Origin of the sequence: Comamonas thiooxydans, assembly GCF_002157685.2 — a bacterium.
Taxonomy (GTDB): Bacteria; Pseudomonadota; Gammaproteobacteria; order Burkholderiales; family Burkholderiaceae_C; genus Comamonas; species Comamonas testosteroni_H.
In genome coordinates this window covers 3,686,112-3,711,461 of sequence record NZ_AP026738.1, presented here as the reverse complement: position 1 = coordinate 3,711,461, position 25,350 = coordinate 3,686,112, and the positions used below count along the sequence as shown (strand labels likewise).

The following is a 25,350-nucleotide window of genomic DNA, read 5'->3' as shown; positions in this document are numbered from 1 at the left end:
TCCTATAAACTGGTGCCATGCACCATGGCGTGCCACCTCTATTTGAATGAGGGTTGCAGTCTGAAGCGGTGTTCAGGAGTGTTTCATGGAATCGTCAGAGCTTGAGGATGACAGCGTTTTCGAGAGTGCGGCCGAGCTGTTCAAAGCCATGGCTGCGCCCATGCGGCTGAAGATCATCAGCGCGCTGTGCAACGGAGAGAAAAACGTCTCCGAGCTGCTGGCTTCCATAGACACGACCCAGCCCAATATGTCTCAGCACCTGAACACGCTGTATCAGTCCGGCATTCTGGGCCGCAGGCGTGAAGGGGTCAGCATCTACTACTTCATCGCCAACGAGAAGGTCGTCCATATGTGCCGCACCATCTGTGTGCAGATTGCCATCGAACAGAACTGATGGCTTGAGCCCCAAAAGAAGAAAGGCGCACCGTGCGCCTTTTTTCATGGCCCCATGCGGTTCAGGGCTTGAGATAGACAAAGCCCTCTTTGGCCTGCAGGCGTGCGACTTCGGCCACACCGGAGGGGACGACCGAGGCTTCCATCAGCAGGCTTGAGGCCTCGAGCTTGCGCGTTTGCAGCGTGTTGTTGCAGACCTTGAACTCCACGCCGCGCCCCACCAGTGCGCTGACCTGGCCGCTGAACTCGCGGCCCTTGCTGTCCTTGGCATTGTTCAGCAGAAAGTCTATGCCGGGCCCATGGGTGACCACCACGATCTTGTCCGTGGGCGAGGCATTGAGTTCGTTATTGATATTGGCGAGTATGGCGGCCGCGGTCTCCACTCCGGTGTTGACGTGATAGACCACTTTCACATCCTGAGCGGCGGCAATCGCCGTACACAGGGCAAAGCTCAGGGCAACAAGTTGGCGCTTCATCGAAGGTCTCCTGTGGGGTCTGTAGGCATCAGGGAAGATGCTGCTGGTTAAATATTGCCACTTGCTTATATTAACGATGACGCAAACATTCAAAAATAGGGCAAGCGCTAGTGGCGACATGCATGCATGACGCGCTGCCCATGCAGGGGAGACAAAGCCATGACAAGCTGGGCAGGAGCTGTGCTGAGGAGCTTTGTGTGGGCAGCGATTGCAGCGACAGGTACAGCGGCAGCGCATGATGCAGCCCCGAGGTCGTTCATTCCGCAAGCGGCCAGCAAGCACGTGATGGAGTTGCAACAGGTGGCTGCCAATGTGTTTTTTGTGCAGGGCGTATCGGCGCTGGGCAGCCCGGCCAATCGCAACTTCATCTCCAATGCAGGCTTTGTCATCACCCATGACAGCGTGGTCGTGATCGATGCGCTGGGTTCGCCCGCACTGGCCGAGGAGCTGGTGCAGAAAATCCGTACGCTGACGCCCAAACCCATCAGCCATGTGCTGCTGACCCACTATCACGCCGACCACATCTATGGCTTGCAGGTGTTCGAGGCTCTGGGCGCAAAGATCGTGGCCCATGTTCAGGCGCGTGAATACATCAACTCAGAGACCGCGCATCTGCGGCTTGAGGCTTCGCGTAAGGATCTGGCACCCTGGGTCGACCGGAACACGCAGCTGGTGTCGGCGAACCAATGGGTGTCGGGCGACAGCTCCACACTCAGGGTCGGGGGCGTGGATTTTGTGCTGCAGCATATGGGGCCATCGCATACGCCGGAGGATACGGCCATCTTCCTGCCGCAAAGCGGCGTGCTCTTCATCGGCGATGTGGTGTTTCGCAACCGCATTCCCTATGTGGGCCAGGCCGACAGCCGGCACTGGATTGCCGCGCTGGACGAGTTGCTCAAGCTGCCCGTCAAGGTCATGGTGCCGGGCCACGGCCCGGCCTCCGAGCAGCCGCGTCAGGACATGCAGCTGACGCGAGACTATCTGCACTATCTGCGCGAGGCCATGGGCAAGGCCGCAGCCAACCTCGACCCGTTTGACGAGGCCTATCAGACGACGGACTGGTCCAGGTTCTCGGCTTATCCGCTGTTCAAGGAAGCCAATCGCATGAATGCCTACAACACCTTTTTGTTGATGGAGCAGGAAAAGCAGTGATGGAAGCAGCCAGCTCCTTTCGTGCCCGCAGAAGACTGTGCTTGCAGCTTTTGCTGGCGGGTGCGGCCCCGGCATGGGCGGGGCTCGATGCCTCGGAGCGTCTGCTGCCCACCAGCCAGAGCCTGCAGCACGACCTGGCCTTGGCGCTGGCTGGCAAGCAGCCGCTGGTGGTGATGGCCAGCCTGCACGGCTGCCCGTTCTGCAAGCTGGTGCGCGAGCATCATCTGCTGCCGCTGCAGCGCTCCGGAGCCCTGGTGACCCAGATTCATTTTCTGTCGTCCGAGCCTTTGCGGGACTGGGATGGCGTGACGACCACGCATGGCGGCATGGTCAGGCAACTGGGCATAGAGGTGGCGCCGACCGTGCTCTTTTATGGAGCCGCTCACAAGGAGGTGGCCGAGCGTTTGAGCGGCAGCTCCATCCCCGACTTCTATGGCGCTTATCTGGAGCAGCGTATGCAGACGGCGCGCGCGGCGGTGCAGGGACGCTGAGCTTCGTTGTTCCTGCTGGGGAAGAACGAGGGTTAGCGCGGGATTTCAAATTCGGCGTCCTGCCCGATACTTTAAATAACAACATGCTTATATATAAATATAAGGAGACCAAGCGATGAAAACTGCATCCTGGCTGAGTGGCTTGACGGTGCTGCTGGGGCTGGCTGTTCCCGCACTGGCACAGGCGGATCAGGCATTGGCGCAGAAGAACGCCTGCATGGCCTGCCATGCGGCGGACAAGAAGCTGGTAGGCCCGGCGTTCCAGGATGTGGCTAGGAAATATGCGGCCCAGGCTGATGCGCAGACCTATCTGGTCAAAAGCATCAAGGCCGGTGGCTCCGGCAAATGGGGGCCGGTGCCCATGCCCGCCCAGCCAGCACTCAGCGATGCAGACACCCAGACGCTGGCGGCCTGGATTCTCAAGGGCTCCAAATGAAACAGGTGTGTCGTGCTTTCCCGGTGAGTGCCACCAACGATCAAAGAGAGAGCTTATGCAAAGCCAGTTGATGGGAAAGGTGCGCAAGGCACCCGAGAACTTTGTGCGGGCGGACGATGTAGGTACGGTGTTTGCCGAAGCCAGGGCAGGTCGGCGTGACTTCATTCGCGGGGCTTTCGCGGCTGCGGCGGCCGGCGCGGCAGCCGTCCATGCGCAGGGCCGGCAGGCCACGAGCGGCGATGGAGATCCGAATATTCTGGAGCTGCCCGCACACAGCAAGGGCCTGGGCCAGCCGGTAGTCACCGACGGCTACGGCAAGCCCTCCAGATACGAGGCCAATGTGCAGCGCCGCCAGAGCCCGGGGCTGACCCAGACCAAGCAGGCCTCGGTATCGTTTGCGCCGCTGCAGTCGCTGTTCGGCATCGTCACGCCCAGCGGTCTGCATTTCGAGCGTCACCATCAGGGCTGGTGGGATATCGACCCTTCCAAGCACCGACTGATGATCAACGGTCTGGTGAAGAATCCCAAGGTCTTCACCATGGACGAGATCATGCGTCTGCCTTCGGTGTCGCGCTTTCATTTCATCGAATGCGGCGCCAACACCGGCATGGAGTGGGGCAATGTGGCCGTGCCCACGGTGCAGTACACACACGGCATGCTGTCGTGCAGCGAGTTCACGGGCGTGCCCCTGATCACCCTGCTGGAGATGGCCGGGGCCGATCTGAAAAAAGGCAGGTTCATCCTGGCCGAGGGAGCCGACGGCTCGTCGATGACGCGCACCATTCCCGTGGAGTTGATCACTTCCGGTGAGGTGCTGGTCGCCTATGGCCAGAACGGCGAGATGCTGCGGCCCGAGCAGGGCTATCCGCTGCGCCTGGTGGTGCCGGGCGTGCAAGGTGTGAGCTGGGTGAAGTATCTGCGCCGTATCGAAGTCGGTGATATGCCGTATGCGGCCAAGGACGAGGCGATCCACTATGTCGATCTGATGCCTGACGGACAGCACCGCCAGTACTCGAGCATTCAGGAATGCAAGAGTGTGGTCACGACGCCTTCCGGTGGGCAGATGCTGCTGGACAAGGGTTTCTACAACATCACGGGGCTGGCCTGGTCGGGCCGCGGCAAGGTCAGGCGCGTGGATGTGAGCGTCGACGGCGGTCGCAACTGGCGCACGGCTCGGCTCGAAGGGCCGGTGATGGGCAAATGCCTGACGCGCTTCAATCTGGACTGGGTCTGGAATGGCGAGGAATGCATCATCCAGAGCCGCGCCATGGATGAGACCGGCTATGTGCAGCCCACCTACCAGCAACTGCGTGCCGCGCGCGGCACGCGCTCCATCTATCACAACAATTCCATCCAGTCCTGGGCGGTACGTGCCAACGGGGAGGTCGCGAATGTTCAGCTTGCATAAACCTCTGCTCCTGCTGGCGCTGCTTGCCATGGGCGTGGCCGCCGGACCCGCTGCGGCGCAGAGCAAGTCTGCCGACGACCGCTATCCCGGCGTGGGCCGCAATGCCACGAGCAAGGAGGTTCTGGCCTGGGATATCGATGTGCGCCCTGACTTCAAGGGGCTGCCCGCGGGCTCGGGCTCGGTGCAAAAAGGCATGGATGTGTGGGAGGCCAAATGTGCATCCTGCCATGGGGTGTTTGGCGAATCCAACGAGGTGTTCAGCCCGCTGGTCGGCGGCACCACGGCCGAGGACATCAAGACCGGGCATGTGGCGCGGCTCAAGGATCCGGCCTTTCCGGGCCGCACGACCATGATGAAGGTGGCCACGGTCTCCACGCTGTGGGATTACATCAACCGGGCCATGCCCTGGAATGCGCCCAAGTCGCTGTCCACCGAAGAGGTGTATGCCGTCACGGCCTATCTGCTCAACCTTGGCGGTGTGGTGCCCGAGAACTTCACGCTCAGCGACAGGAATATCGCCGAGGTGCAGCAGAAGCTGCCCAACCGCAACGGCATGACGACCCGGCACGCGCTGTGGCCCGGCAACGAGTTCGGCAAAGGCGCCAGGCCCGATGTGCTGGCCACTGCCTGCATGAGCAACTGCGGCCCCGAGCCCAGGCTGCGCTCGGCCTTGCCCGAGCATGCCAGCAACAACCACGGCAATCTGGCTCAGCAGAACCGGCTGGTCGGTGCCCAGCGTGGCATCGAGACCGATGGCGGTGCAAGCAAGGCGGTCAAGCCTGCGGTTGACAGGAAATCGGGCAGTGCGGCACCGACGGCCTTGCTGGAAAAGAACGCCTGCATGGCTTGCCACGGCATGGCGCAGAAACTCGTCGGCCCGGCCTTCAGCGAAATTGCCAGCAAGCACAGTGGCCAGCAGGACTATCTGGCAAACAAGATCAGGGTCGGAGGCTCGGGCGTCTGGGGATCAACACCCATGCCACCTCAGCCCAATCTCAGCGATGCTGATGCCAAGGTAATTGCCCAGTGGCTGGCGGCGGGCGCCAAGCCCTGATGCAGCTTGTGTCGTGCGACTGTGAAGTGAATGAAAAGGAGACAAAGATGAAACGTAGAGACGCCCTCAGGAACAGTGCGGCCGTGCTCGGCATGCTGGTGGCTGCCGGCCTGCTGCCGCAAGCAGCGCAGGCTGCCTATAACAAGACCGCTTTCGACGCCAAGACCGTGGCCGATGTGCTCAAGGCCATGGGAGCTGCCGCGCCTGCCGAGAGCAAGGATGTGACGCTGACCGCGCCCGACATTGCCGAAAACGGTGCTGTCGTACCCCTGGGGGCCGCGACTACCCTGCCCAATGTGAAGCAGATGCTGGTGCTGGTGGAAAAGAACCCCAACACGCTGGTGGCGGCCTTTACCGTCAACGAGGCGCTGGAAGCCAATTTCCTGACGCGCGCCAAGCTGGGCCAGTCCTCGGATGTCTATGCAGTGGCCATCACCAATGACGGCAAGGCCTTCTATGCCAAGAAGGAAGTCAAGGTCACCCTCGGTGGCTGCGGCGGTTGATTGAAAAAAGTCATCTGAAACAGGAGAAGAACATGGCTGATCCAATGCGTATTCGTGCCCAGGCTGCGGGTGACAAGACCACCGTGCGCGTGCTGATGTCCCATGAAATGGAGACCGGCCAGCGCAAGGATGCGGAAGGCAAGACCGTGCCCGCCTGGTTTATTCAGGAGGTGACGGCCGCGCACAACGGCAAGCAGGTGCTGCAGGCTGAGTGGGGGCCTGCGGTTTCCAAGAACCCGTTTCTGCAGTTCGTGGTCAAGGGAGCCAAGGCTGGCGACAAGATTTCGGTGAGCTGGAAGGACAACAAGGGCGAGACCCGTACGGATGAAGCGACCGTGAGCTGAGCACGGCAGAGACAGCGGCTGGCCGTCGGCCAGCATTCACCCAAGTCCAGAATCAATCAAAAAACAGAGAGGTGCCCCATGAGACATTCCTCCCCGGGTCAGGCGGCTGCCGCCGTGCTGGCCTTGTGCATGGCCGCGCCGGTGCTGGCGCAAAAGTCCACGGCCGACGGCATTGCCGAGTACCGCGAGATGCTGCAGGACGGCAACCCCGCCGAGCTGTTCGAGATGAAGGGCGAGGAGCTGTGGAAGCAAAAGCGCGGCCCCCGCAAGGCGTCCATGGAGCAGTGCGATCTGGGCAAGGGGCCGGGCGTGGTCAAGGGCGCATTTGTGGAGCTGCCGCGCTATTTTGCCGACACGGGCAAGGTGCAGGATCTGGAGTCGCGCCTGCTGACCTGCATGGAAAGGCTGCAGGGGCTGGACGCGCAAAAGATTGCGGCAACACCGTTCGGCAAGGACGAGCAAAAGAACATGGAAGGGCTGGTGGCCTGGATTTCATCGCAGTCCAAAGGCATGAAGTTCAACCTGCCCCAAGGCCATGCGCAGGAAAGGCAGATGTATGAGGCGGGCAAGCGCATGTTCTATATGCGCGGCGGCCCGCATGACTTTGCCTGTGCTTCCTGCCATGGTGCGGACGGCAAGCGTATCCGCATGCAGGATCTGCCTAATCTGACCAGGAACCCCGGGGCAGCGGAAGGCTTTGGCGCCTGGCCCGCCTATCGGGTCTCATCGGGCGAGCTTTGGAGCATGCAGCGCCGCCTCAACGACTGCTTCCGTCAGCAGCGCTTTCCCTATCCAGGTTACGCCAGCGACGTGACGGTGGCGCTGGGAGTATTCATGGGCGTCAACGGCAAGGGCGGGACGTCGACCGCACCGGCAATCAAGCGATAAGGAGGCCCCATGCGCAAGCAAAAATACATGCCGTACCTGGCCGTGGCCGCATCGTTGCTGGTGCTGGGCTGTGCTTCCGTCGACGGGGCGGTGGACATCGATGCCTTGACGGCCAAGATGGTGCAGACCTCTTTCCGCGATCAGGGCATCGCCAAGGTCGATCGCCTGCAGCAGGACGAATCGAATGCGGCCTGCAGCGCTGCCGATGCATCCGGCAAGCCGCTGGCGCCTGCGCGTGCGCAAGCCATCGAAGCTGCCAATCTCAAAACCGTCAAATGGCCTCAGGATGGCAAGCTGGTCGGCGACTGGAAGGAGGGCGAAAAGATCGCCCAGAACGGCCGGGGCATGACCTGGAGCGACAAGGCGGGCAGCGCCAATGGCGGCAATTGCTACAACTGCCACCAGATCAGCAGGGAGGAGATCTCCTTTGGCACGCTGGGTCCCAGTCTCTACAACTATGGAAAGATTCGCGGCATCAAGGATCCGGCCAGTGCCGAATCCAGAGCCATCGTCGAGTACACCTGGGGCAAGATCTGGAACGCCAAGGCCTACAACGCCTGCTCGGGCATGCCCCGCTTCGGTCACTCCGGCATCCTCACCGAAGCACAGACACGAGATCTTGTCGCCTTGCTTGTCGATCCTGCCTCTCCCGTCAACAAATAGCTTCCTCTGAGCGGCTATGCCGCTTGCCCCCACTCTCGCGTTGCTTCGCAATTCGAGAGTGGATGACCCTTCGAGCCCCTTGCCTGGCATCTGCCAAGCAGTTGTGGCGCGCAGCATTACGCACACAACTTATGCAAATTCGGATCAGGCAGGGTAGAAATGCCCGTGCTTGTCTCCTTGTTCGCATAGGTACCAACGGATATCAGCATGAGTCTTTCCAAACGCGAATTTCTGCAAGTGCTCGCGGCAGCCAGTGTCTCGGGGATGGGATTGCAGCGCTATGCCTACGCCGATCAGTCGCTGGCCGACAAGGCCTTGTATGAGGTGGCACCGTTCGGCAATGTGTCCCTGTTGCATATGACGGACTGCCATGCTCAGCTCAACCCGATTCACTTCCGCGAGCCCAGTGTCAATCTCGGTATCGCTGCGATGAAGAACCAGCGCCCGCACCTAGTGGGCGAGCATCTGCTGCACTCCGTGGGCATCAAGCCAGGCACGGCGTCGGCCCATGCCTTCAGCTATCTGGACTTCGAGGCGGCAGCCAGGCGCTACGGCAAGGTGGGTGGGTTTGCCCATCTGTCCACACTGGTCAAGCGCATGCGCGCCTCGCGTCCTGGCGCACTGCTGCTGGACGGCGGCGATACCTGGCAGGGCTCGGCCACATCGCTGTGGACCAATGCCCAGGACATGGTCGATGCCTGCAAGCTGCTGGGCGTGGACGTGATGACGGGCCACTGGGAGTTCACCTACGGCATGCAGCGTGTGCAGGAGATCATCGACAAGGACTTCGGTACGCAGACCGACTTTGTGGCGCAAAACGTCAAGACGGCCGATTTCGGCGATCCGGTGTTCAAGCCCTATGTGATCCGCGAGATCAACGGCGTACCCGTGGCCATCATCGGTCAGGCCTTTCCGTACACGCCGATCGCCAACCCGCGCTATATGGTGGCGGACTGGAGCTTCGGCATCCAGGACGACAATCTGCAGAAGATGGTGGACGAGGTTCGCGCCAAGGGCGCCAAGGTGGTGGTCGTGCTCTCGCACAACGGCATGGACGTGGACCTCAAGATGGCCGGCCGCGTGCGCGGCATAGATGCCATCCTGGGCGGCCACACGCACGACGGCATGCCAGTGCCCACGCTGGTGCAGAACGCGGGCGGCAAGACCATCGTCACCAACGCGGGCTCGAACGGCAAGTTTCTCGGTGTGCTGGATTTTGATGTGAGGGACGGCAAGGTACGTGGCTTCCAGTACCGCCTGCTGCCGGTGTTCGCCAACATCCTGCCTGCCGATGCCCAGATGCAGGCGCTGATCACCCGGGTGCGTGCGCCCTATGAAAGCCGGCTGGGCGAAGTGCTGGCGCGCACCGACGGCACGCTGTACCGCCGCGGCAACTTCAACGGTACGGGCGACCAGTTGCTGCTGGATGCCATGATGGAGGTGCAGAATGCGCCGATTGCCTTCTCGCCGGGCTTTCGCTGGGGGACCTCGCTGCTGGCCGGGCAGGACATCACGCGCGAATGGCTGATGGACATGACGGCCACCACCTATTCCTATGCCACGGTGACCGAGATGACGGGGGCCACGATCAAGACCGTGCTCGAAGACGTGGCCGACAATCTCTTCAACCCCGATCCCTATTACCAGCAGGGCGGCGACATGGTGCGCGTGGGCGGCCTGCAATACCAGTGCGACCCGGTGGCCGGCGCGGGACGGCGCATCAGCGACATGCGCCTGAACGACCAACTGCTGGAGGCGGACAAGAAATACAAGGTGGCCGGCTGGGCGCCGGTGGCCGAAGAAGCCAAGACGGCCGGCAACAAGCCCATCTGGGAGCTGGTCGAGCCCTGGCTCAAGGACCGCAAGACGCTGGGGCCGCGCCGGCTCGACGAGCCCAGACTGATCAATGTCGGCGGCAACCAGGGACTGGCCAAGGCCTGAGAAAAGTCGATTGGAAAGCCGATTAAGACAGTGTTAGCGCGCGGGCTGGGGTATATGCCAATGCCTTGAAGCCGGGCCGCGCCGTCCAATGCCCGCATGAGTCCTGCCGAGTTTGAATCCCTGACGGCCACCGTTCTGGTGGCCATTTTGTTGCTGGCCGCCGTGTTGGGCTTCGTGATGCGCGAGACCCGCTTTTGCACCGTGGGTGCCATCAGCGATGTGGTGTATCTGCAGGACTGGGGACGGGCGCGCCAGTGGTGCATGGCCATCGCCGTGAGCATGCTGGGCTTCACGGCGCTGGCGCTGTGGGGCCAGTTGCAGGTGGGCGATGCCCTGTATGCCAGCCGCCGCCTGCTGTGGCTGTCGGCCCTGGCGGGAGGGCTGCTGTTTGGCGGCGGCATGGTGCTGGCATCGGGGTGCGGGGCCAGGAATCTGACCCGGCTGGGCAGCGGCAGCCTCAAGGCGCTGGTGGTGCTGCTGGTCATGGGCGTGGCCGCTTTTGCCACGCTCAAGGGCATTACCGCCGTGGCGCGGGTGCGCTGGCTGGACAGCGTGCATCTTGAATTCGCGGGCCCGGCCCTGCTGCCCGAATGGCTGGCCGGCCATATGGCCTGGCCCTTGACGCTGCTGCGCGGCGTGCTGGGCCTGGGTCTGGGGGGCTTGCTGTTGCTGCTGGCCTTCGATCCCCGGCCCGGCGCCGAGCGCAGCCGCTCCCTGCTGCTGGGCGGGCTGCTGGTCGGCCTGTGCGTGACGGCGGCTTGGTGGCTAGGAGGCCATCTGGCGCTGGTGGCCGAGCACCCCGAGACGCTGGAGCAGGTCTATGCCGCGACCTATAGCGGCCGTATCGAGGCCTTCAGCTTTGTCACGCCGGTGGCGCACACGCTGGACTGGTTGATGTTCTTCAGCGATCGCAACAAGGTGCTGACCTGGGGCATTGCCTCGGTGGCAGGCGTGATCCTGGGCAGCTTTGTCCATGCGCTGTGGCGCAGGGACTTCCAGTGGCAGGGCTTTGCCGACCGCAGGGATCTGGCCCGCCATCTGCTGGGCGGACTGCTGATGGGCGTGGGTGGGGTGACGGCCATGGGCTGCACCGTGGGCCAGGGCATCAGCGCGATTTCCATGCTCAGCCTGGGCAGCTTTGTGGCCCTTGCCGGCATTGTGCTGGGGGCGGTGCTGATGCTGCGCCATCTGGCAGAGACGGCATGAAGTTTCTCTAATTCGATAGCTGCTTGCGCCTGCTGATAAACAGATCCAGCATGAAAACATGTTGAAAACGAGAAAAGGAGCGCAGTAGGCGCTCCTTTTTTATGGGCCACAGCGTTTCAGAGCTTGCGCAGGCGCGCGGCAGCCTCGATCAGGGTTTCGTCCTTTTTGGCAAAGCAAAAGCGCACCACGCGCTGATCGAAACCGTCGCCGTAGAAGGCCGACAGCGGAATCGCGGCCACGCCGATTTCCCGGACCAGCCACTGGCAGAAATCGGCCTCGTTGAGATCGGAGACCGTGGAGATGTCGGCACAGAGGAAATAGGTGCCGGCCGTGGGCAGCAGTTTCAGGCGCGAGCCCTGCAGGCCGCCAAGGAACAGATCGCGCTTGGCCTGGTAGAAGGCCGAAAGCTCCAGATAGGGCGCCGGGTCCTGCATGTACTGCGCGAGACCCGCCTGCATGGGCGTGTTCACGGTGAACACATTGAACTGGTGCACCTTGCGGAATTCGGCGCTGAGGGCGGCGGGCGCGGCCACGGTGCCGACCTTCCAGCCCGTGACGTGGTAGGTCTTGCCAAAGCTGGAGACGATGAAGGCGCGCTCGGCCAGGCCCGGGTAGCGGGCGCTGCTCAGATGCTGGGCGCCGTCGAAGACCATGTGCTCGTAGACCTCGTCGCTGATCAGCAGCACATTGGTAGGGGCCAGCAGGGCCTCGAGCTGGCGCATTTCCGCATCGGTCCAGATGGTGGCGCTGGGGTTGTGCGGGCTGTTGATGATCAGCAGGCGCGTGCGCGGCGTGATGGCGGCGGCGATCCTGGCAAAGTCGGGACGGAAGCTGCCGGGCGTCAGCGGCACCCGCACGGCCACGCCGCCGGCCATCTCGATATTGGGCACATAGCTGTCGTAGCAGGGATCGAGCACGATGACTTCATCACCTGCATGCACGGTGGCCAGGATGGCGGTGAGAATGGCCTGGGTGGCGCCGGCGGTGATGGTGATTTCGCTGCCCGCGTCATAGCGGCGGCCGTGCAGCGCCTCGATCTTGGCGGCCACGGCCTCGCGCAGCGCGGGCCAGCCCGTCATGGGCGGGTACTGGTTGTGACCGGCGCGCATGGCGTCGTTGACAGCGTCGAGCAGCCTGGGGTCGCAACCGAAGTCGGGGAAGCCCTGGCCCAGATTGACGGCCTTGTGCTCGGCGGCCAGCGCCGACATGACGGTGAAAATGGTGGTGCCCACATTGGGCAGCTTGCTGGGGAAGTTGGGAGTCACGATAGTCTTGCAATGCATGGGCTGGGCGCACAGGCACCAGCCCTTGAGGCGGGCCGGATCAGAGCCCGAAGTCGTCCACGCTGCCGTTCATGGCGCGCATGATGAGGTCGCGCGAGAGACGGTCGCTGAGCAGCTCGGCAAACCGGTAGACGAAGTTGCGCAGGTATGCGCCGCGCTTGATGGCCACGCGCGCCACGCTGGTGCCGAACAGATGGCCGACGGGGCGTACCACCAGGTCGTTGACGGTGTCGTCGCGCATGGCCATCTCGGCCACGATGCCGATGCCCAGGCCCAGACGCACATAGGTCTTGATCACGTCGGCATCGATGGCTTCCAGCACGATATGCGGATGCAGGCGGCGCATCTCGAAGGCATGGTCGATCTTGCCGCGTCCGGTAAAGGACGGGTGGTAGGTGATCAGGGCCTCCTGGGCGATGTCTTCCAGCGTGATGCGCTCTTTCTGCGCCAGCGGGTGGCCCGTGGGGATGACCAGCACGTGTTGCCATTCGTAGCAGGGCAGGGTCACCAGATCGGGGTAGTCGGCCAGCGATTCCGTGGCCATGCCGATCTCGGCCACTTCGTCGATCACCATGCGCGCGACTTCGGCGGGCGTGGCCTGGTGCAGGCTGATGGTGACCTTGGGATAGAGCTCGCGCAGGCGTGCCACGGCGGGCGGCAGCACATAGCGGGCCTGGGTGTGGGTGGTGGCGATGCTCAGCGTGCCGCTGTCCTGGGCGCTGTACTGCTCGCCGATGCGCTTGAGGTTGCCCACTTCGCGCATGATCAGCTCGATGCTCTTGAGGACTTCCTGTCCGGGCTCGGTGATGCGCTTGAGACGCTTGCCGTGGCGGGCAAAGATATCGATGCCCAGCTCTTCTTCAAGCTCGATGATGGCTTTGGAGACTCCGGGCTGGGAGGTGTGCAGGGCCTTGGCCGCCTCGGTGAGGTTGAGATTGCGGCGGGCGGCTTCCTGAACGAAGCGGAATTGATGCAGGTTCATGACGGCATGGACTAAGAACTTGCATCATTATGCTTCAAATATCTAAAGAAGCTATTTTTTATTTGAAATCTGTATGTTTGAGCGCTTAGGTGCCGGCAGCCGCCTCTATCGCCAGCTGCGCCAGCAGGGACGTGACGCGCGGATTCTCACCCGCAGCGGTCTGCAGATCGAACCGACAGAGGGGGTGCTGCCGGCGCAATTCGTCCAGAAGACGCGGAATGTCTTCTCGTGCATGTTTACCAGTACCGAGAAACAGCGGCAGCACGATCAGATGTTGGACACCTTGCGCAATCAGGGTCTGCGTGGCTGCAGGCAGATCCGGGGCACAGGCGTCCAGATAGGCGCAGATGCAGGGCAGGTCGGGCCGCATTGCCTGTACCCGCTGATGCACGGCTTCTATGGGCTGGCGCCAGAGAGCGTCTCTGGAGCCATGGGCCAACAGGATCAGACCGGCCCGGGCTGGAGAGTGGTTGGCTGCGTCATCCATGGCTAGCGCCTCAGTACCAGCCAGCCAAAGGCCGAGAGCGATAGCGCGGTGTAGAGCAGGCCCGGCGCCGCAGCGGCCAGCCAGGGCCACCAGGATTGCAGGGTGCCGATATAGCCGAACACGTTGTTGAGCAGGAAGAAGCTGATGCCGGCCATCACTCCGCCGAACACATAGGCCGTGATACCGCCCGAGCGGAAATGAAGATAGGCAAAAGGCAGGGCGAGCACCACCATCACCAGGCAGCTCAGCGGGTAGAAGACCTTGCGCCAGAACTCGATTTCGTACTTCTGCGCCGCCTGGCCGTTGTCCTGCAGATGGCGTATGAACTGGAACAGCGCAATCGTGGTCATGCGATCGGGCTTGAGCAGCGCTCCCGAAACCATGGCCGCAGTGACCTTGGTGGGCCAGTTCATGCTGGCTTCGCTGATTGGGCTTAGCTTGGTGACATCGCCATCCTGGGACACCTTGCTGCCTTGCACGCCCTGCAGCGTCCACTGCTCGCTGTCTTCGTCGACCTGGGCCGACTGGGCGTTGATCTGGGCGGCGATGCGGCCCTTGCTGTCGAACTCGAAGATGCGCACATTGACGAAGTCACCAGGGCTCTTGACGGCGCCGACGTTGATGGCGACCGAGTGATTGCCCTGTTTTTCCTTGAGCCAGGCACCGGTGGCGCCTCGGGAGATCTGGCCTTTGCTGACCACACGCAGTTTCTGGCTGAAGTTGTCGGCAGCGGGGGCAATGTAGTCACCCACCAGCACCGTGAGGACTACAAAGCTCATACCCAGTACCAGCAGCGTGCGCAGCGCCAGCCAGGGGCCCATGCCGCTGGTGCGCATGATGGTGAATTCCGAACTCTGGGCGAACTTGGCCATCACGAAGATGGCGCCGATCAGCACGGCAATCGGCATCAGCTCGTAGAGGTGGCCCGGAATGGATAGAGTCACGAACAGCAGCGCGCGCGTGGCGGTGTAGCCGGCATTGCCACTGCCCACCCAGCGCATCTCATCGACCAGATCAAAAAAGAAGAACAGCGCCAGAAAGGCCAGCGAGACGTACAGGACGGCCTGTATGACTTCGCGATAGATCAGGTTGCGCAGAACTTTCATCGTGCGCTCTCCTGAGGTTTGCCCGAGCGCCGCAGCAGATCACGCGGTGACCAGCGGAAGTGGCGCGCCAGCAATACCAGCACGCTGACGATCAGGATGCTTCCATGCAGCAAGCCCAGAATGCCCCACATGCCTATCTTGTTGGCGCTGACCCAGCTCTCGCCCAGGGTCATGAGGTTGTAGTAAACGATAAAGGCGAAGAGGGCGATCATCAGGCTGCTGCTATTGCCCGCACGCGGGTTCACGCTGGAGATGGCCAGGCCCAGAATGACAAAATTCAGCGCGGCAAAGGGCAGGCCCAGGCGCCATGCCAGCACCGAGCGGGCGATCGGCTCGTCCTTGCCGATCAAGTCCTTGGTGGGCATGCTGCGCGCCGCCATCTCCTCAATGGTGACGGGGTTGTCGTTGTCGACCTGCACGCCGTATTCCTTGAATTCGGTAATGCGCACCGAGCCGTCGTCGCTGCGCGTCTCCATGCGCTGGCCGTCCTCCAGGATCACCATGCGCTGGCCCTTGATGACGGCCAGATGCGCGCCCTTGGCGGAGGTCACGGACTCCTTGCCGGGGTCGCGCGAGACCACGAAGACATTGCTGGCAGCCATATCCGAAGGGGAATCCTTGTCGACGAAGAACACGCGTGTGCCGCCCGCCGATTCCTGGAACTCGCCGGGAGCGATGCGATCCAGGTCGCTGCGCTGCTGGAACTGGGTCTTGATCTGCTCAATTTGCTGATAAGACCAGGGCAGCACGCCCAGTGCCAGGACGGCCGTGATGAGAATCACGGGCCAGGCAAAGCGCAGCAGAGGCTTGAGCAAACTGGCCAGACCCTGGCCGGCGGCAAACCAGATGACCATCTCGCTGTCGCGGTACATGCGGGAAAGAGAGCCCACAATGGCGACAAACAGACTCAGGCCCAGAATGGTCGGGAGTTGTCCGAGCACGGTGAAACCCATGACCAGCATCACGTCGGAAGGGCTGACACTGCCCTTGTAAGCCTGACCCAGGGTGCGGATCAGCATCATGGTCATCACCACAGTGATCAGAACCACGGCCGTCGCACCAAAGCTGCGGGCCAGCTCTTTGCGTATGGATGAATCGAATAACATTGGCTAAAAGGAAAACACCGATTATGAACTTTGAACTGAAGGCTCTGACCGCTGCCGCTGCAGCGCGCGAAAAATGTGATTTGCTGTTGGTGCTGGTTTCTGAACAGGCAGCATCGGGCACATTCGGCAGCGACGCCATCGGAGCCATGGTGGCGCATGCGGTGAAGCAGGGTGATTTTGCCCTGTCTTGCGGCAAGCAATTGCCTTTGTACCAAGTGCCCGCCATTGCCGCGCGTCGTGTGGTGCTGTTGGGCGTGGGTGCTGGTACTCCCAAGGACGTGCGCAATGCCTTGGCCGGCTGCGGCGCGGTGCTCAAGACCGAAGGCATTGCCAAGGCCGTTGTGAGCTTTGCCTTTGATGCCGATGTCCAGGCTGTAGCGGCTGCCGTGCAGGCGGTTGCCGATGCGACCTACCTCTATACCCACACCAAATCCCAGGCCAAGCCCATTGCACTGACCAAGCTCGTGCTGGGCGTATCGTCCAAGACGGCTGCTGTTACCGCTGCTTTCAATGCCGCAGTGGCGCAGCAGGAGGGTGTGGCCATGGCCCGCGAATGGGCCAACCGCCCGGCCAACCATGCAACGCCAACCTTGCTGGCCAATGCTGCCAAGAGCATTGCCAAGGCAGCACGCATGAGCTGCAAGATTCACGGCCCTGCCGATGTGGCCAAGTTGGGCATGGGCGCTTTCATGGCGGTGGCCCAGGGCTCGCGTGAGCCCCTGCGCTTCATCGAATTGCACTACAACGGTGCGGCCAAGAGCGTGGCTCCCATCGTGCTGGTGGGCAAGGGCATCACTTTTGACACGGGCGGCATATCGCTCAAGCCTGCAGCCGAGATGGACGAGATGAAGTTCGACATGGGCGGTGCTGCCAGCGTGCTGGGCGTGTTCCAGGCGCTGGCCAGGCTGCAGCCGGCCATCAATGTCGTGGGCCTGATCCCTGCATGCGAGAACATGCCCGACGGTGCGGCCGTCAAGCCCGGCGATGTGGTGACCAGCATGAGCGGCCAGACCATCGAGATCCTCAACACGGACGCAGAAGGCCGCCTGGTTCTGTGCGATGTGCTGCATTACGCAGCGCGTTTCAAGCCCTCTGCGCTGGTCGATATGGCCACGCTGACTGGCGCTTGCGTGATCGCCCTGGGCGGTTTGCGCAGCGGCCTGTTTTCGACCAGTGACGAGCTGGCAGCCGCGTTGCAGACCGCTGGCGATGTGGCGCTTGATCCTTGCTGGCGCATGCCTCTGGACGAGGAGTACGCCGATGGCCTCAAGAGCAATTTCGCGGACATGGGCAATGTGGCAGGGCGCGCCGCAGGTGCGGTGACAGCCGCCAAGTTCCTGCAGAAGTTCGTGGGCGATATTCCATGGGCGCATCTGGATATTGCCGGTACCGCCTGGAAGAGCGGTGCCGCCAAGGGCGCTACGGGTCGCCCCGTAGGCCTGCTGGTGCAATATCTGCTGGGTCAGGAAGGCCGGGTTTCCGCTGCAGCAGCGACTGCTGCCAGGACTCCGGTGGCTCGCAAGAGTGCTGCCAAACCTGCGGCTTCGCGCCGCACGCGTGTGACTGCCAAGGCTTCGGCTTAAGAAAAGTCGGCAGATACGGCCTAATTGCAGGCCGTATCTGCCGCCAAGAGTTGTGACAGAAATTGCCTTTCATTTCAATGCACCAGACAAGCTGGGCTATGTGTGCCGATTCGCACGCAAGGCCCTGCGTCATGGTGCGCGCATCGTGGTTCTGGGAGATGGAGCTGCGCTGAGCCGGCTTTCGCCCCGTTTGTGGAGCGTGTCGGCCACGGATTTTCTCGCGCATGCTTCCGAGTCGGATGGAGCGCAGATGCTTGCTGCTTCTCCCGTCATCCTGGCCGAACACCTGCAGGACTTGCCTCATTACGATGTGCTGGTCAATCTCACGCCGCAGGTGCCATCGGGGTTTGAGCGCTTTGCGCGCGTGGTGGAAATCGTTTCTTCCGGCGATGAGATGGATCGCCAGGATGCGCGTGCCCGCTGGCGCGACTATGCAGCGCGTGGTTTCTCCATTGTTCGGCACGATCTGAATCTCAAGGGCTAGGTCATGAACTCCTCATCCAAAGTTCCGCCACGCTTCGTCCCTACCTTGACCGAGGTAGTCCAGCCCGAAGCTGCCGCGCCCGAAGACACTGCGGACAGCGCTCAGTCGGCGCCGCCGGAGCCGTCTCAGGGCGCTGCGCAGCAGGTGCTAGGCCCGCGGACGCTGGGAGACAGCGTTGTCCCTCTGGCGAGGCCGTCGTTTCACACCTCATGGCTGGCGGATGGTCTCTACGGCCGTGGTCGGCCTGCAGGTATTCCGCATCAGTTGCCCCCTTTGCCGGAGTCCCTGCCGCCGCAGCAGTCATTTGCTCAGAGCATGGCTGGGGAGGTGGTAGACGCAACATCGGCCGGGCAGGTGGAGCCTGAGACTGAGTTGGTAGCTACCGAACTCGTGGAGGCATTTCCGCTCGCAGACCAGGCGGAGCAGCCATCCGTTACGGACGCTGACCAACCCCAGGATGAAGAACTTCAACCCGGGTCTGAGGCACTCGATGAGGAAGCCTCCGAGCCACTCGTCCAGTCACAAGATGTGGAGCAGGCCGCTGAACCCGCCCCGGTCGTCGAGGCCGCCGGCCTGCAGCAGGCACTGGATGCGCACGGTGCCGTGGTGGCCGAAGAATATCTGGTCCACCGGCTCATGCAACGAGTGGATCTTGTGCTGGAGCAGAAGCTCAAGGAAGCAATAGCTCAGGTTGTGGAGGCACAGACCCGGTCCATGGTGCTTCGCCTTCGTGAAGAAGTGGAGACCGTGGTGCGTCAATCGGTCTACGAGGCCGTGGAGGCCGAGTTGGCGCAGCAAGCCCAAGCCCCGCAGTAATCGCCGAGCTCTCGCGGTTAGCGGTTCAAACGCAGTGGGCCGCTGAAAACTTCAGGATTCAGGATGTTGCTGGGCTGGCCGTCGGCAAAGTTCACAACGTTCTCAAATGCAGCACGGAAATACAGCTCATAGCTGTCCTGCTCCACGTAGCCGATATGGGGCGTGCAGATGCAGTTCTCCAGTCTCAGCAGGGCATGGCCTTGCAAGATTGGCTCGCTCTCGAATACATCGATCGCGGCCAGGCCCGGGCGGCCACGGTTCAAGGCACAGAGCAATGCTTCGGGCTCCACCAGTTCGGCGCGCGAGGTATTGACGAACAAGGCTGTCGGCTTCATGCGTGCCAGCTCCTGTGCCGTCACAATGCCGCGCGTCGCGTCGTGCAGACGCAGATGCAGCGACAGCACATCGCATTGTTCAAAAAAAGCTTCCTTGGACGGGGCGCTCAGATAACCATCGGCCTCGGCTTTGTGACGAGAGGCTTCGCTGCCCCAAACACAGACCTGCATGCCAAAGGCCTTGCCATAGCCCGCCACCAGTTGCCCGATGCGGCCGTAGCCCCAGATACCCAGCATGCGCCCGCGCAGCACGCTGCCCAGTCCGAAGTTGGGCGGCATGGAGGCCGCCTTGAGACCGGACTGCTGCCATGCACCATGTTTGAGATTGGAGATGTACTGCGGCAGACGGCGCATGGCCGACATGATCAGCGACCAGGTCAGCTCTGCCGGAGCAATGGGAGAGCCCACGCCCTCTGCAATCGCCACACCACGTTCGGTGCAGGCCTGCACATCGATATGGGCGCCAGCCTTGCCCGTCTGGGCAATCAGCTTGAGCCGGGGCAGTTTATCGAGCAGCTGGCGCGAGATCTGGGTGCGTTCGCGAATCAGGACGATGACATCCGCGTCGCGCAGTCGAACCGAGAGCTGACCCACGCCCTTGATGGTGTTGGTATAGACCTTTGCGTTGAAGGCATCGAGCAGCTTGGCGCAATCGAGCTTGCGAACCGCGTCTTGGTAATCGTCCAGGATAACGATGTTCACCACTGGAATCCTTAAATAAGTGGCTGAGTTTATTGAATGAAATTCAATGCGATCAAAGGCTTAGGATTGCTTCTGTGAAAACTTACGCCAAATCGACGCCACCACATTCCCTACGCGCACCCTACACACTCCAGAGCTTAGCGTAGGTTTGGCGCAGGTTTTGAAAGCTACGCTGGCCCAAGGAATTGGCATGTATCTTGATGCCCATGTCGCAAAAGCTCTGTCCGCTGGGAATGCTATTGTGATCCAAGGTTGTCCTGGGTTGCGACTGGAGGCTGCTGCGTCAGCTAAAAGTTGGGTTTATAGGTATAAGTCCTTGGTAGACCGGCGCATGTGACAGGTCGAGTTCTGGACTTGGCCGAGTACCTGTTTCACCGATGTATCCAAGCCCCTCCCGAGGAGGCAGTGGAAGCGATTCCGAGTCATGTGATTCCCGGTGCGGCTGGCATCTGTCGCTGCCACAAATACGACGCCGAGACGCAGCAATGGTTGCAGCCGTCTGGCACTGGGGCTCTAGGCCGTTGTTCAGGCCGATGCTGTGTGACTGCGAAGAGGCTTTTTTGGCGCCGGTGTTTTCTGGTGACTGCAATCGGGACAAGAGTGCTTGTTCGCCCAGTCGTCAAGAGCGCCAGCCAGCGTCCCGTACCGATTTGTAGAGCTTGGGGGCAACTCGTCTTGCCGAGCGAGGCGCTCAAAGGTCTTCCCGGACAGGCCTGGCAGTTGGGCAGCGACTTCTTTGGCGATGATTCTGGGAGGTCTTGCCTGGGAGGTGCATCTTTGATTCAGTCATGAAAAGCCTGCTCAGAGGAGGGGCCGGGGCGAGTGTTGCGGGTGTGGGTGATCGCAAGCTGCGGTTTCTTGACGGACCTGTGACGAACCAAGGAAACCGATGTGATTTGGAGGAGATTTGCAGGGCTTTCGGCACAATTGCTAACATTCGGTCGTTCATCAGTCCACTTAGCAAATGGACTCCACCTTCTGAGTCTCAGAGCATGGGTCACCACAATTGCGTTGCCGCGTGAATGAGCTTTTCTGATCCGCCAATTCATGCCTAGCAATTTGCAGCTCTACTTGTTGGTCGCGCCGGTATGCATAACGGCACTGGGCGCACTCATGGCTTTTTGCTGGCTTGCACAGCGCCGCTCAGTGTTTCTGCTCTCGACGGCTTGTGGGTTGACACTTACGGGGCTTGCCTTGGGTTGGCAATGCTTGACACCTCACGGACAACTGGTTCGGTGGGCTGTTTACACCGGGCCCATCTATCTGCTTGGTGCCTGGCTCTGTACCTGGGGCGTCGCTCAAAAATTTTCTGTCTCCTCATATCCCAAGATCTCGGCCCTGGTATCGATCGTCGTGGTTGCTGCTCTTTACGAGTACAGCATCGTGCAGGACAACATTGCTGCACGAGTGCTCTGGCTGAACACAGGGCTTGGCGTCATTCACTTCATACCGTTTCCTGCCATCGCGCTAAAAAAAGTCAGACGTGACGGGCTGGAGAAGCTGCTCTACCAGTCCTACGGGGCCTTTGCGATCTATACAGTGCTCAGGCCCATCATGGTGCTGTTTCTTGGATTCACTGAGCTCCAGGACATGCTCAGCTCCATTTACTGGTTGGTCACCATGCTGGGCTCGCTATTGTTCAGCCTGGTGTTCTCGGGCCTCATGCTCATCGTTTCGATGAGGGATGCAATGGCAACACTCAGAGACGAGCGCAATCACGACATGCTGACTGGCGTGTTGAATCGTCGCGGCTTCTGGGAGTTTGCAGACCCGCTGGCCCGGGATCGAAAAGCGCAACCGCTTTCCATCGTGGTAGCGGATCTGGATCACTTCAAGCGGGTCAACGACAACTGGGGGCACGAGTATGGCGACGGAGTACTCAAGGCCGTCGCGGAAGTCATACAGGCAAGTGTCCGCGGCACCGATCTAGTGGCTCGCTTTGGAGGCGAAGAATTTGTGCTGCTGTTGACCCATGCCGACATTGAGACTGCACAACGTGTGGCACAGCGTATTCGTGCCGGAGCGGTCGAGATCATTGCGCCATTGCCCGATGGTCAGCGCGTGACCTTGAGCATGGGTATCGTGGTCAGTCCATTCGGCAGCGATCTGCGCGAAGCCGTAATGAGGGCTGACCAGCAACTCTACAAGGCCAAGGAGCTTGGGCGCGATCAGGTCGTCGCGCATGGACCCGGGGACGTCGCGGCAGCGGCGTGAGATGCCGGAGGCACTCAGCTCTTCTTGCTGAAGAGTGACGGCCGCTCGGCGGACTGCGCTGCATCGCGCATAAATGGCGGCACGGACAATACAAGCAAAAGAGCCGCCAGCGGAACCACGCAGATGAAGCCGATATGCTTGAAGCCGAGTGCACCGGTAATGCCGCCCAGCACAAACATCAAGATCAGCCCTGCGGACACCTTCATACGGCGCCAGTCATGCCGAACCAGGGGTGATAGTTGCAGGCCGGCGTTGGCATGGCGCTTCCAGAAGAACATCTTGCCCAGTTCCATGCCCAGATCCGTGAAATTGCCGGTCATGTGCGTGGTGCGAGTGCTGCCGCCGGATGTCTTGGAACCCACGGCATTCTGCAAACCCATCATGAAGGACAGCAGCAGCACGGTCAGCGGCACTGCAAAGGGCGTGTTCCATGTCAAGGTGACTGTGCCCATCAGGCCGAAGGCAATCAGCATGACGGCCTCCAGCATCAGTGGCAGGGCATAGACGCTGTACAGATGGCGTTTGCGCCCCCAGTTCACCAGCAACGCGCAGACGGCCGCGCCCGTTGTAAAGGCGATGATGGCACCAAGCGCATTCAGCAGCAGCTTGGCGTTCTCAAGCACCAGGCCGTCAGCCAGTTGAGAGGCAAAGCCCGTCATGTGCGAGGTATACATCCGCAGCACAAGAAAGCCGCCAGCGTTGACCGCGCCCGCGTTAAAGGCCAGCAGCAGACCCAGGGCGATATTGGTGGACGGCGTGCGATGCCGGTTGGTGAGATGGCGAAGTCTGCGCATCAAGGATTCCACTGACAAAAGTGCACCCATGACGGGGTGCATCAATGCTGACAAACTGGTTTGCCAGCGACCATGCAGGAATCATTGTGGGCCAAGTTGGATACGTGAGCTGCCAGGTGCGCGATGGCATGGGGCAGCGAATTCACCGGCTTACATCAGCAATGCCATGGGGTGGTCTGCCGGTAGGGTGTGTTCAAAGCTGATGTCCGGGTAAGTGCGGCCTTCCACATGAACGCGGTCCCGGCCAGCATTTTTGGCGCTGTACAGCAACTGGTCGGCTTGCCTCAGTGCACCTTCAAGCTGGTCGGCATTGCTGATTGAAGTGATGCCAAAGCTCAGCGTCAGGGCTGGCCCTTTCGGCAATAGCTCCCGGTCATTTCTCAACTCCAGGCCAATGCGCTTGGCGACTTGCTCGGCACCTTGCAAATCGATCTTTGTCAGCAGAACCATAAACTCTTCACCGCCGAAGCGTGCAACCAGATCATTGCTGCGCACATTGTGCTGCATCGCTCTGGCGACAAGCTGCAAGACCTCGTCACCTTTGTCGTGCCCCCAGTTGTCGTTGATGCGTTTGAAATGATCAATATCGCTGGCCAGAAGCGCCATGGGATACAGGCGCTGGTCGGCCAGGCGATGCTGTGCGGCTTCACTGAATGCGCGGCGATTCAGTATCTGGGTCAGAGCATCCAGGTCGCGTTCAGTGCGCAGTTGACGGACTGTGTCCCTGATGGTGACTGCACAGACTAAAACCGTGAAGAGCAATGCAAAAAGCAAAATACTCATCAGCGTTGTCAGCCAATAGGTTGAACTGGGATCCATGGCATCGCCGAGACCGTTATGCGCGAAAGTCGCGACCAGCGTCGGGCGCAGCATGGTAAAGACGGCATAAGACATATAGGACCACAGCAAAATCCTATCCAGCCAGTCGTTGGTGAGGCCTCGTTTGAGAACTGCCGGCACTGGCAGCAAGAGCATCAGAGCTACGCCTATGCCGAATGTGTGCAGCCGACCCACCTGGTTCTGTGCCACGTTGGCGAAATAGTAGAGCGAGGCCAGCGTCGCGGCACACAAGACAAGGGCAGCAAGCGGATATGTGGGTACGCACCGACGCTCTGAAAAGCTCTTGGAGAAACACCAAGCTCCCGCCAGAAACAGTGCGTTGACGAGAACCACATAGTGATTGAGGACTTCAAACCTCAGCACGCTGCGAATGCTGATGGACATTGCGGTTAGCAGGAAAGCGGCGCACAGCCAGAGCAGAAAGCGTTGCTTGGGCTGGGTCGCCCAGCACACTCCCAGCAGGCCGGCCAGGAAGAGCAGGGACAGAGATGGCATCAACACAAAGATGTGGTCGTTGCTCGTATGCATACACACAGCCCTTCTGCTAGTGATCACCAACAGACAGGCCAGACTGGCCATATCTCTAGTCAAATCTAAATGCCAAGGCGGCCATTAATGTGTCAGCCGCTCATCTTCCGGATCAGAAATTAACAACTTCTTGCGATTTCTGACAGTTCACTTTTCCTTTTTTTGGAGGTGAAATAACTAAAAGTGACATTGGCTGACAGAGTGCCGCCAGCATCGTCGGTGCCAACCCTTAGCCCATATGGATGAAGGAAACGAGGGATTGATGCGAATCAGGATTTTTGGCGGCGCAGCTGAAAAGGCAGCATTTGCTACATTGAACCCATGAAAAAAGCACTTGGAACCACCAGCGCAGTACTTTCTGCACTTGCCATCAGCGGTTGCGCCCAGCCTCAGCCCGCTACGCCTGTGATCGGCATGGCCAACCCAGCATCGGTGTACTGCGCCAAGCTGGGCGGCAAGACCCGCATCGAGAAGACCACTGCCGGAGAGCGCGGCATATGCGTGCTGCCCAACGGCATGGAAGTCGACGAGTGGGAGCTGTTCCGCCGCGACCACCCTGCAAAGTAACCGAACCGTAGTCTTTACACTGGCGGGCTCAAGTGTTGGTAGGCGCCTGGTGCGCGGAGGATGACGCGGGCATGTACCTCGCTGAGGTCAAGGGGGCGGCGTGACCCATCGCGTCTCCGTGAATAGAAAACAAACAAACCCACACTGCGCAGGCTGGGTGGGCTGGATCTGGACAGTTCAGCCAGCGTTACCAATGGGTACTGTGTTGGCTGTGCCCAAAACAGTCAGCACCGCGCCGCCTTGGGTCTGCGCAAAGAAGTCAGCCGTTCTTGGTGCAACTGCATTCGATCTGCTTGCTGTATGCAAATCTGAAAAATATGTGCGAACTTGTGGCGCTTTAGATGGGTCGCGTTGGTCCCCTGTATGTCAAAGCATGCTTTTTGCTGCCAGCCGTGGATTGGGCGGCGCAAGCGGTGCCGTACCGCATGCAGCAATTGGTAACTGATAAGCGCTCCTGACAATGCCATGCGAATGACATAGTGATAAGTTTTTTCATCTGTCCTTCGGCTCACCAGCTATACCTGAAGAATTCCTTGGGGGCTCGAGGTGCAGCTCTTATGAAGGAGAA

Annotated in this window: 26 protein-coding genes; 17 read left to right on the top strand and 9 right to left on the bottom strand. The window is 60.9% G+C overall.

Annotation, left to right across the window (positions count from 1 at the left end; translation table 11 throughout):
* Positions 1-85: 85 nt before the first annotated feature.
* The gene (locus tag CTR2_RS17220; RefSeq protein WP_003053925.1) at positions 86-394 is read left to right on the top strand and encodes an ArsR/SmtB family transcription factor; all 309 of its coding nucleotides are present in this window, start codon (positions 86-88) and stop codon (positions 392-394) included.
* A gap of 61 nt (positions 395-455) precedes the next feature.
* On the opposite strand, the gene CTR2_RS17215 is transcribed toward CTR2_RS17220, so the two are convergent.
* Positions 456-869: a DsrE family protein gene (locus CTR2_RS17215; protein WP_003075680.1), complete on the bottom strand. Its 414-nt coding sequence runs from the start codon at positions 867-869 to the stop codon at positions 456-458.
* 159 nt (positions 870-1,028) lie between these two features.
* On the opposite strand from CTR2_RS17215, the gene CTR2_RS17210 reads away from it, so the two are divergent.
* The 11 genes from CTR2_RS17210 to CTR2_RS17160 all read left to right on the top strand — a co-directional run bounded on the left by CTR2_RS17210 (position 1,029) and on the right by CTR2_RS17160 (position 10,955).
* Positions 1,029-2,021 (top strand): MBL fold metallo-hydrolase, encoded by a 993-nt coding sequence (locus CTR2_RS17210; protein WP_087082386.1) that lies wholly within the window; start codon positions 1,029-1,031, stop codon positions 2,019-2,021.
* Complete coding sequence (locus CTR2_RS17205) at positions 2,021-2,512, top strand: thioredoxin domain-containing protein (RefSeq protein ID WP_087082388.1); 492 nt, start codon at positions 2,021-2,023, stop codon at positions 2,510-2,512. The genes CTR2_RS17210 and CTR2_RS17205 overlap by 1 nt, the downstream gene beginning before the upstream one ends.
* A 115-nt stretch (positions 2,513-2,627) precedes the next feature.
* The gene (locus CTR2_RS17200) at positions 2,628-2,948 is read left to right on the top strand and encodes a c-type cytochrome (protein ID WP_087082390.1); all 321 of its coding nucleotides are present in this window, start codon (positions 2,628-2,630) and stop codon (positions 2,946-2,948) included.
* Positions 2,949-3,003: 55 nt separating this feature from the next.
* Complete coding sequence (gene soxC, locus CTR2_RS17195) at positions 3,004-4,356, top strand: sulfite dehydrogenase (protein ID WP_087082392.1); 1,353 nt, start codon at positions 3,004-3,006, stop codon at positions 4,354-4,356.
* Positions 4,340-5,410, top strand: a complete 1,071-nt coding sequence (locus CTR2_RS17190) for a c-type cytochrome (protein WP_087082394.1) — start codon at positions 4,340-4,342, stop codon at positions 5,408-5,410. The genes soxC and CTR2_RS17190 overlap by 17 nt, the downstream gene beginning before the upstream one ends.
* Positions 5,411-5,457: 47 nt before the next feature.
* On the top strand, positions 5,458-5,913 hold the full coding sequence (soxY, locus tag CTR2_RS17185) for a thiosulfate oxidation carrier protein SoxY (RefSeq protein ID WP_087084532.1): 456 nt from the start codon (positions 5,458-5,460) through the stop codon (positions 5,911-5,913).
* Between the two features lie 32 nt (positions 5,914-5,945).
* Positions 5,946-6,257, top strand: a complete 312-nt coding sequence (gene soxZ / locus CTR2_RS17180; RefSeq protein WP_003053938.1) for a thiosulfate oxidation carrier complex protein SoxZ — start codon at positions 5,946-5,948, stop codon at positions 6,255-6,257.
* Between the two features lie 78 nt (positions 6,258-6,335).
* The gene (gene soxA / locus CTR2_RS17175) at positions 6,336-7,145 is read left to right on the top strand and encodes a sulfur oxidation c-type cytochrome SoxA (protein WP_039050609.1); all 810 of its coding nucleotides are present in this window, start codon (positions 6,336-6,338) and stop codon (positions 7,143-7,145) included.
* Between the two features lie 9 nt (positions 7,146-7,154).
* Positions 7,155-7,808, top strand: a complete 654-nt coding sequence (gene soxX / locus CTR2_RS17170; protein ID WP_087082396.1) for a sulfur oxidation c-type cytochrome SoxX — start codon at positions 7,155-7,157, stop codon at positions 7,806-7,808.
* A gap of 207 nt (positions 7,809-8,015) precedes the next feature.
* Positions 8,016-9,749 carry a thiosulfohydrolase SoxB gene (gene soxB, locus CTR2_RS17165; RefSeq protein WP_087082398.1) on the top strand — a complete coding sequence of 578 codons (1,734 nt, stop codon included), beginning with the start codon at positions 8,016-8,018 and terminating at the stop codon, positions 9,747-9,749.
* A gap of 96 nt (positions 9,750-9,845) precedes the next feature.
* Positions 9,846-10,955, top strand: a complete 1,110-nt coding sequence (locus CTR2_RS17160) for a YeeE/YedE family protein (RefSeq protein ID WP_087082400.1) — start codon at positions 9,846-9,848, stop codon at positions 10,953-10,955.
* 116 nt (positions 10,956-11,071) lie between these two features.
* Here the strand turns inward: CTR2_RS17160 and CTR2_RS17155 are convergent, their stop codons facing one another.
* The 5 genes from CTR2_RS17155 to lptF all read right to left on the bottom strand — a co-directional run bounded on the left by CTR2_RS17155 (position 11,072) and on the right by lptF (position 15,919).
* Positions 11,072-12,238 (bottom strand): pyridoxal phosphate-dependent aminotransferase, encoded by a 1,167-nt coding sequence (locus CTR2_RS17155; protein WP_087082402.1) that lies wholly within the window; start codon positions 12,236-12,238, stop codon positions 11,072-11,074.
* A 40-nt stretch (positions 12,239-12,278) separates the two neighbouring features.
* Positions 12,279-13,220, bottom strand: coding sequence for a CysB family HTH-type transcriptional regulator (locus CTR2_RS17150; RefSeq protein ID WP_003075706.1), 942 nt, complete (start codon positions 13,218-13,220; stop codon positions 12,279-12,281).
* Between the two features lie 85 nt (positions 13,221-13,305).
* Positions 13,306-13,707 (bottom strand): sirohydrochlorin chelatase, encoded by a 402-nt coding sequence (locus tag CTR2_RS17145; protein WP_087082404.1) that lies wholly within the window; start codon positions 13,705-13,707, stop codon positions 13,306-13,308.
* A gap of 2 nt (positions 13,708-13,709) precedes the next feature.
* Complete coding sequence (lptG, locus tag CTR2_RS17140) at positions 13,710-14,813, bottom strand: LPS export ABC transporter permease LptG (protein ID WP_087082406.1); 1,104 nt, start codon at positions 14,811-14,813, stop codon at positions 13,710-13,712.
* Positions 14,810-15,919 carry an LPS export ABC transporter permease LptF gene (gene lptF / locus CTR2_RS17135; RefSeq protein ID WP_087082408.1) on the bottom strand — a complete coding sequence of 370 codons (1,110 nt, stop codon included), beginning with the start codon at positions 15,917-15,919 and terminating at the stop codon, positions 14,810-14,812. The genes lptG and lptF overlap by 4 nt, the downstream gene beginning before the upstream one ends.
* Positions 15,920-15,942: 23 nt before the next feature.
* Between lptF and CTR2_RS17130 the strand changes: the two genes are divergently transcribed.
* Genes CTR2_RS17130 through CTR2_RS17120 form a run of 3 tightly spaced genes read left to right on the top strand, consistent with a single transcriptional unit; the run spans position 15,943 to position 18,802 of the window.
* Positions 15,943-17,502 carry a leucyl aminopeptidase gene (locus CTR2_RS17130; protein WP_087082410.1) on the top strand — a complete coding sequence of 520 codons (1,560 nt, stop codon included), beginning with the start codon at positions 15,943-15,945 and terminating at the stop codon, positions 17,500-17,502.
* Between the two features lie 52 nt (positions 17,503-17,554).
* Positions 17,555-17,986: a DNA polymerase III subunit chi gene (locus CTR2_RS17125; RefSeq protein WP_087082412.1), complete on the top strand. Its 432-nt coding sequence runs from the start codon at positions 17,555-17,557 to the stop codon at positions 17,984-17,986.
* 3 nt (positions 17,987-17,989) lie between these two features.
* Positions 17,990-18,802: a hypothetical protein gene (locus CTR2_RS17120; RefSeq protein WP_087082413.1), complete on the top strand. Its 813-nt coding sequence runs from the start codon at positions 17,990-17,992 to the stop codon at positions 18,800-18,802.
* Between the two features lie 17 nt (positions 18,803-18,819).
* On the opposite strand, the gene CTR2_RS17115 is transcribed toward CTR2_RS17120, so the two are convergent.
* Positions 18,820-19,839: a D-2-hydroxyacid dehydrogenase family protein gene (locus tag CTR2_RS17115; RefSeq protein WP_087084533.1), complete on the bottom strand. Its 1,020-nt coding sequence runs from the start codon at positions 19,837-19,839 to the stop codon at positions 18,820-18,822.
* 1,047 nt (positions 19,840-20,886) lie between these two features.
* Here CTR2_RS17115 and CTR2_RS17110 point away from each other — a divergent pair.
* Positions 20,887-22,053 (top strand): GGDEF domain-containing protein, encoded by a 1,167-nt coding sequence (locus tag CTR2_RS17110; RefSeq protein WP_087082415.1) that lies wholly within the window; start codon positions 20,887-20,889, stop codon positions 22,051-22,053.
* Positions 22,054-22,067: 14 nt separating this feature from the next.
* On the opposite strand, the gene CTR2_RS17105 is transcribed toward CTR2_RS17110, so the two are convergent.
* Positions 22,068-22,847, bottom strand: coding sequence for a YoaK family protein (locus CTR2_RS17105; protein WP_087082417.1), 780 nt, complete (start codon positions 22,845-22,847; stop codon positions 22,068-22,070).
* Between the two features lie 150 nt (positions 22,848-22,997).
* The gene (locus CTR2_RS17100) at positions 22,998-24,215 is read right to left on the bottom strand and encodes a GGDEF domain-containing protein (protein ID WP_087082419.1); all 1,218 of its coding nucleotides are present in this window, start codon (positions 24,213-24,215) and stop codon (positions 22,998-23,000) included.
* 321 nt (positions 24,216-24,536) lie between these two features.
* Here CTR2_RS17100 and CTR2_RS17095 point away from each other — a divergent pair, with 321 nt between their 5' ends.
* Entirely contained in the window at positions 24,537-24,782 is a 246-nt protein-coding gene (locus CTR2_RS17095) for a putative hemolysin (RefSeq protein WP_087082421.1), read from the top strand.
* Positions 24,783-25,350 lie beyond the last annotated feature (568 nt).

What these genes read in the sequence shown, in the direction of transcription:
- CTR2_RS17120 (WP_087082413.1), top strand. Translation starts at nt 17,990, where the DNA reads ATGAACTCCTCATCCAAAGTTCCGCCACGCTTCGTCCCTACCTTGACC.
- CTR2_RS17145 (WP_087082404.1), bottom strand. Translation starts at nt 13,707, where the DNA reads ATGGATGACGCAGCCAACCACTCTCCAGCCCGGGCCGGTCTGATCCTG.
- CTR2_RS17130 (WP_087082410.1), top strand. Translation starts at nt 15,943, where the DNA reads ATGAACTTTGAACTGAAGGCTCTGACCGCTGCCGCTGCAGCGCGCGAA.
- soxC (WP_087082392.1), top strand. Translation starts at nt 3,004, where the DNA reads ATGCAAAGCCAGTTGATGGGAAAGGTGCGCAAGGCACCCGAGAACTTT.
- CTR2_RS17220 (WP_003053925.1), top strand. Translation starts at nt 86, where the DNA reads ATGGAATCGTCAGAGCTTGAGGATGACAGCGTTTTCGAGAGTGCGGCC.
- lptG (WP_087082406.1), bottom strand. Translation starts at nt 14,813, where the DNA reads ATGAAAGTTCTGCGCAACCTGATCTATCGCGAAGTCATACAGGCCGTC.
- CTR2_RS17105 (WP_087082417.1), bottom strand. Translation starts at nt 22,847, where the DNA reads ATGCGCAGACTTCGCCATCTCACCAACCGGCATCGCACGCCGTCCACC.
- CTR2_RS17160 (WP_087082400.1), top strand. Translation starts at nt 9,846, where the DNA reads ATGAGTCCTGCCGAGTTTGAATCCCTGACGGCCACCGTTCTGGTGGCC.
- soxY (WP_087084532.1), top strand. Translation starts at nt 5,458, where the DNA reads ATGAAACGTAGAGACGCCCTCAGGAACAGTGCGGCCGTGCTCGGCATG.
- soxA (WP_039050609.1), top strand. Translation starts at nt 6,336, where the DNA reads ATGAGACATTCCTCCCCGGGTCAGGCGGCTGCCGCCGTGCTGGCCTTG.
- CTR2_RS17210 (WP_087082386.1), top strand. Translation starts at nt 1,029, where the DNA reads ATGACAAGCTGGGCAGGAGCTGTGCTGAGGAGCTTTGTGTGGGCAGCG.
- soxX (WP_087082396.1), top strand. Translation starts at nt 7,155, where the DNA reads ATGCGCAAGCAAAAATACATGCCGTACCTGGCCGTGGCCGCATCGTTG.
- soxB (WP_087082398.1), top strand. Translation starts at nt 8,016, where the DNA reads ATGAGTCTTTCCAAACGCGAATTTCTGCAAGTGCTCGCGGCAGCCAGT.
- CTR2_RS17200 (WP_087082390.1), top strand. Translation starts at nt 2,628, where the DNA reads ATGAAAACTGCATCCTGGCTGAGTGGCTTGACGGTGCTGCTGGGGCTG.
- CTR2_RS17110 (WP_087082415.1), top strand. Translation starts at nt 20,887, where the DNA reads ATGCCTAGCAATTTGCAGCTCTACTTGTTGGTCGCGCCGGTATGCATA.
- CTR2_RS17150 (WP_003075706.1), bottom strand. Translation starts at nt 13,220, where the DNA reads ATGAACCTGCATCAATTCCGCTTCGTTCAGGAAGCCGCCCGCCGCAAT.
- soxZ (WP_003053938.1), top strand. Translation starts at nt 5,946, where the DNA reads ATGGCTGATCCAATGCGTATTCGTGCCCAGGCTGCGGGTGACAAGACC.
- CTR2_RS17190 (WP_087082394.1), top strand. Translation starts at nt 4,340, where the DNA reads ATGTTCAGCTTGCATAAACCTCTGCTCCTGCTGGCGCTGCTTGCCATG.
- CTR2_RS17095 (WP_087082421.1), top strand. Translation starts at nt 24,537, where the DNA reads ATGAAAAAAGCACTTGGAACCACCAGCGCAGTACTTTCTGCACTTGCC.
- CTR2_RS17215 (WP_003075680.1), bottom strand. Translation starts at nt 869, where the DNA reads ATGAAGCGCCAACTTGTTGCCCTGAGCTTTGCCCTGTGTACGGCGATT.
- lptF (WP_087082408.1), bottom strand. Translation starts at nt 15,919, where the DNA reads ATGTTATTCGATTCATCCATACGCAAAGAGCTGGCCCGCAGCTTTGGT.
- CTR2_RS17100 (WP_087082419.1), bottom strand. Translation starts at nt 24,215, where the DNA reads ATGCATACGAGCAACGACCACATCTTTGTGTTGATGCCATCTCTGTCC.
- CTR2_RS17205 (WP_087082388.1), top strand. Translation starts at nt 2,021, where the DNA reads ATGGAAGCAGCCAGCTCCTTTCGTGCCCGCAGAAGACTGTGCTTGCAG.
- CTR2_RS17155 (WP_087082402.1), bottom strand. Translation starts at nt 12,238, where the DNA reads ATGCATTGCAAGACTATCGTGACTCCCAACTTCCCCAGCAAGCTGCCC.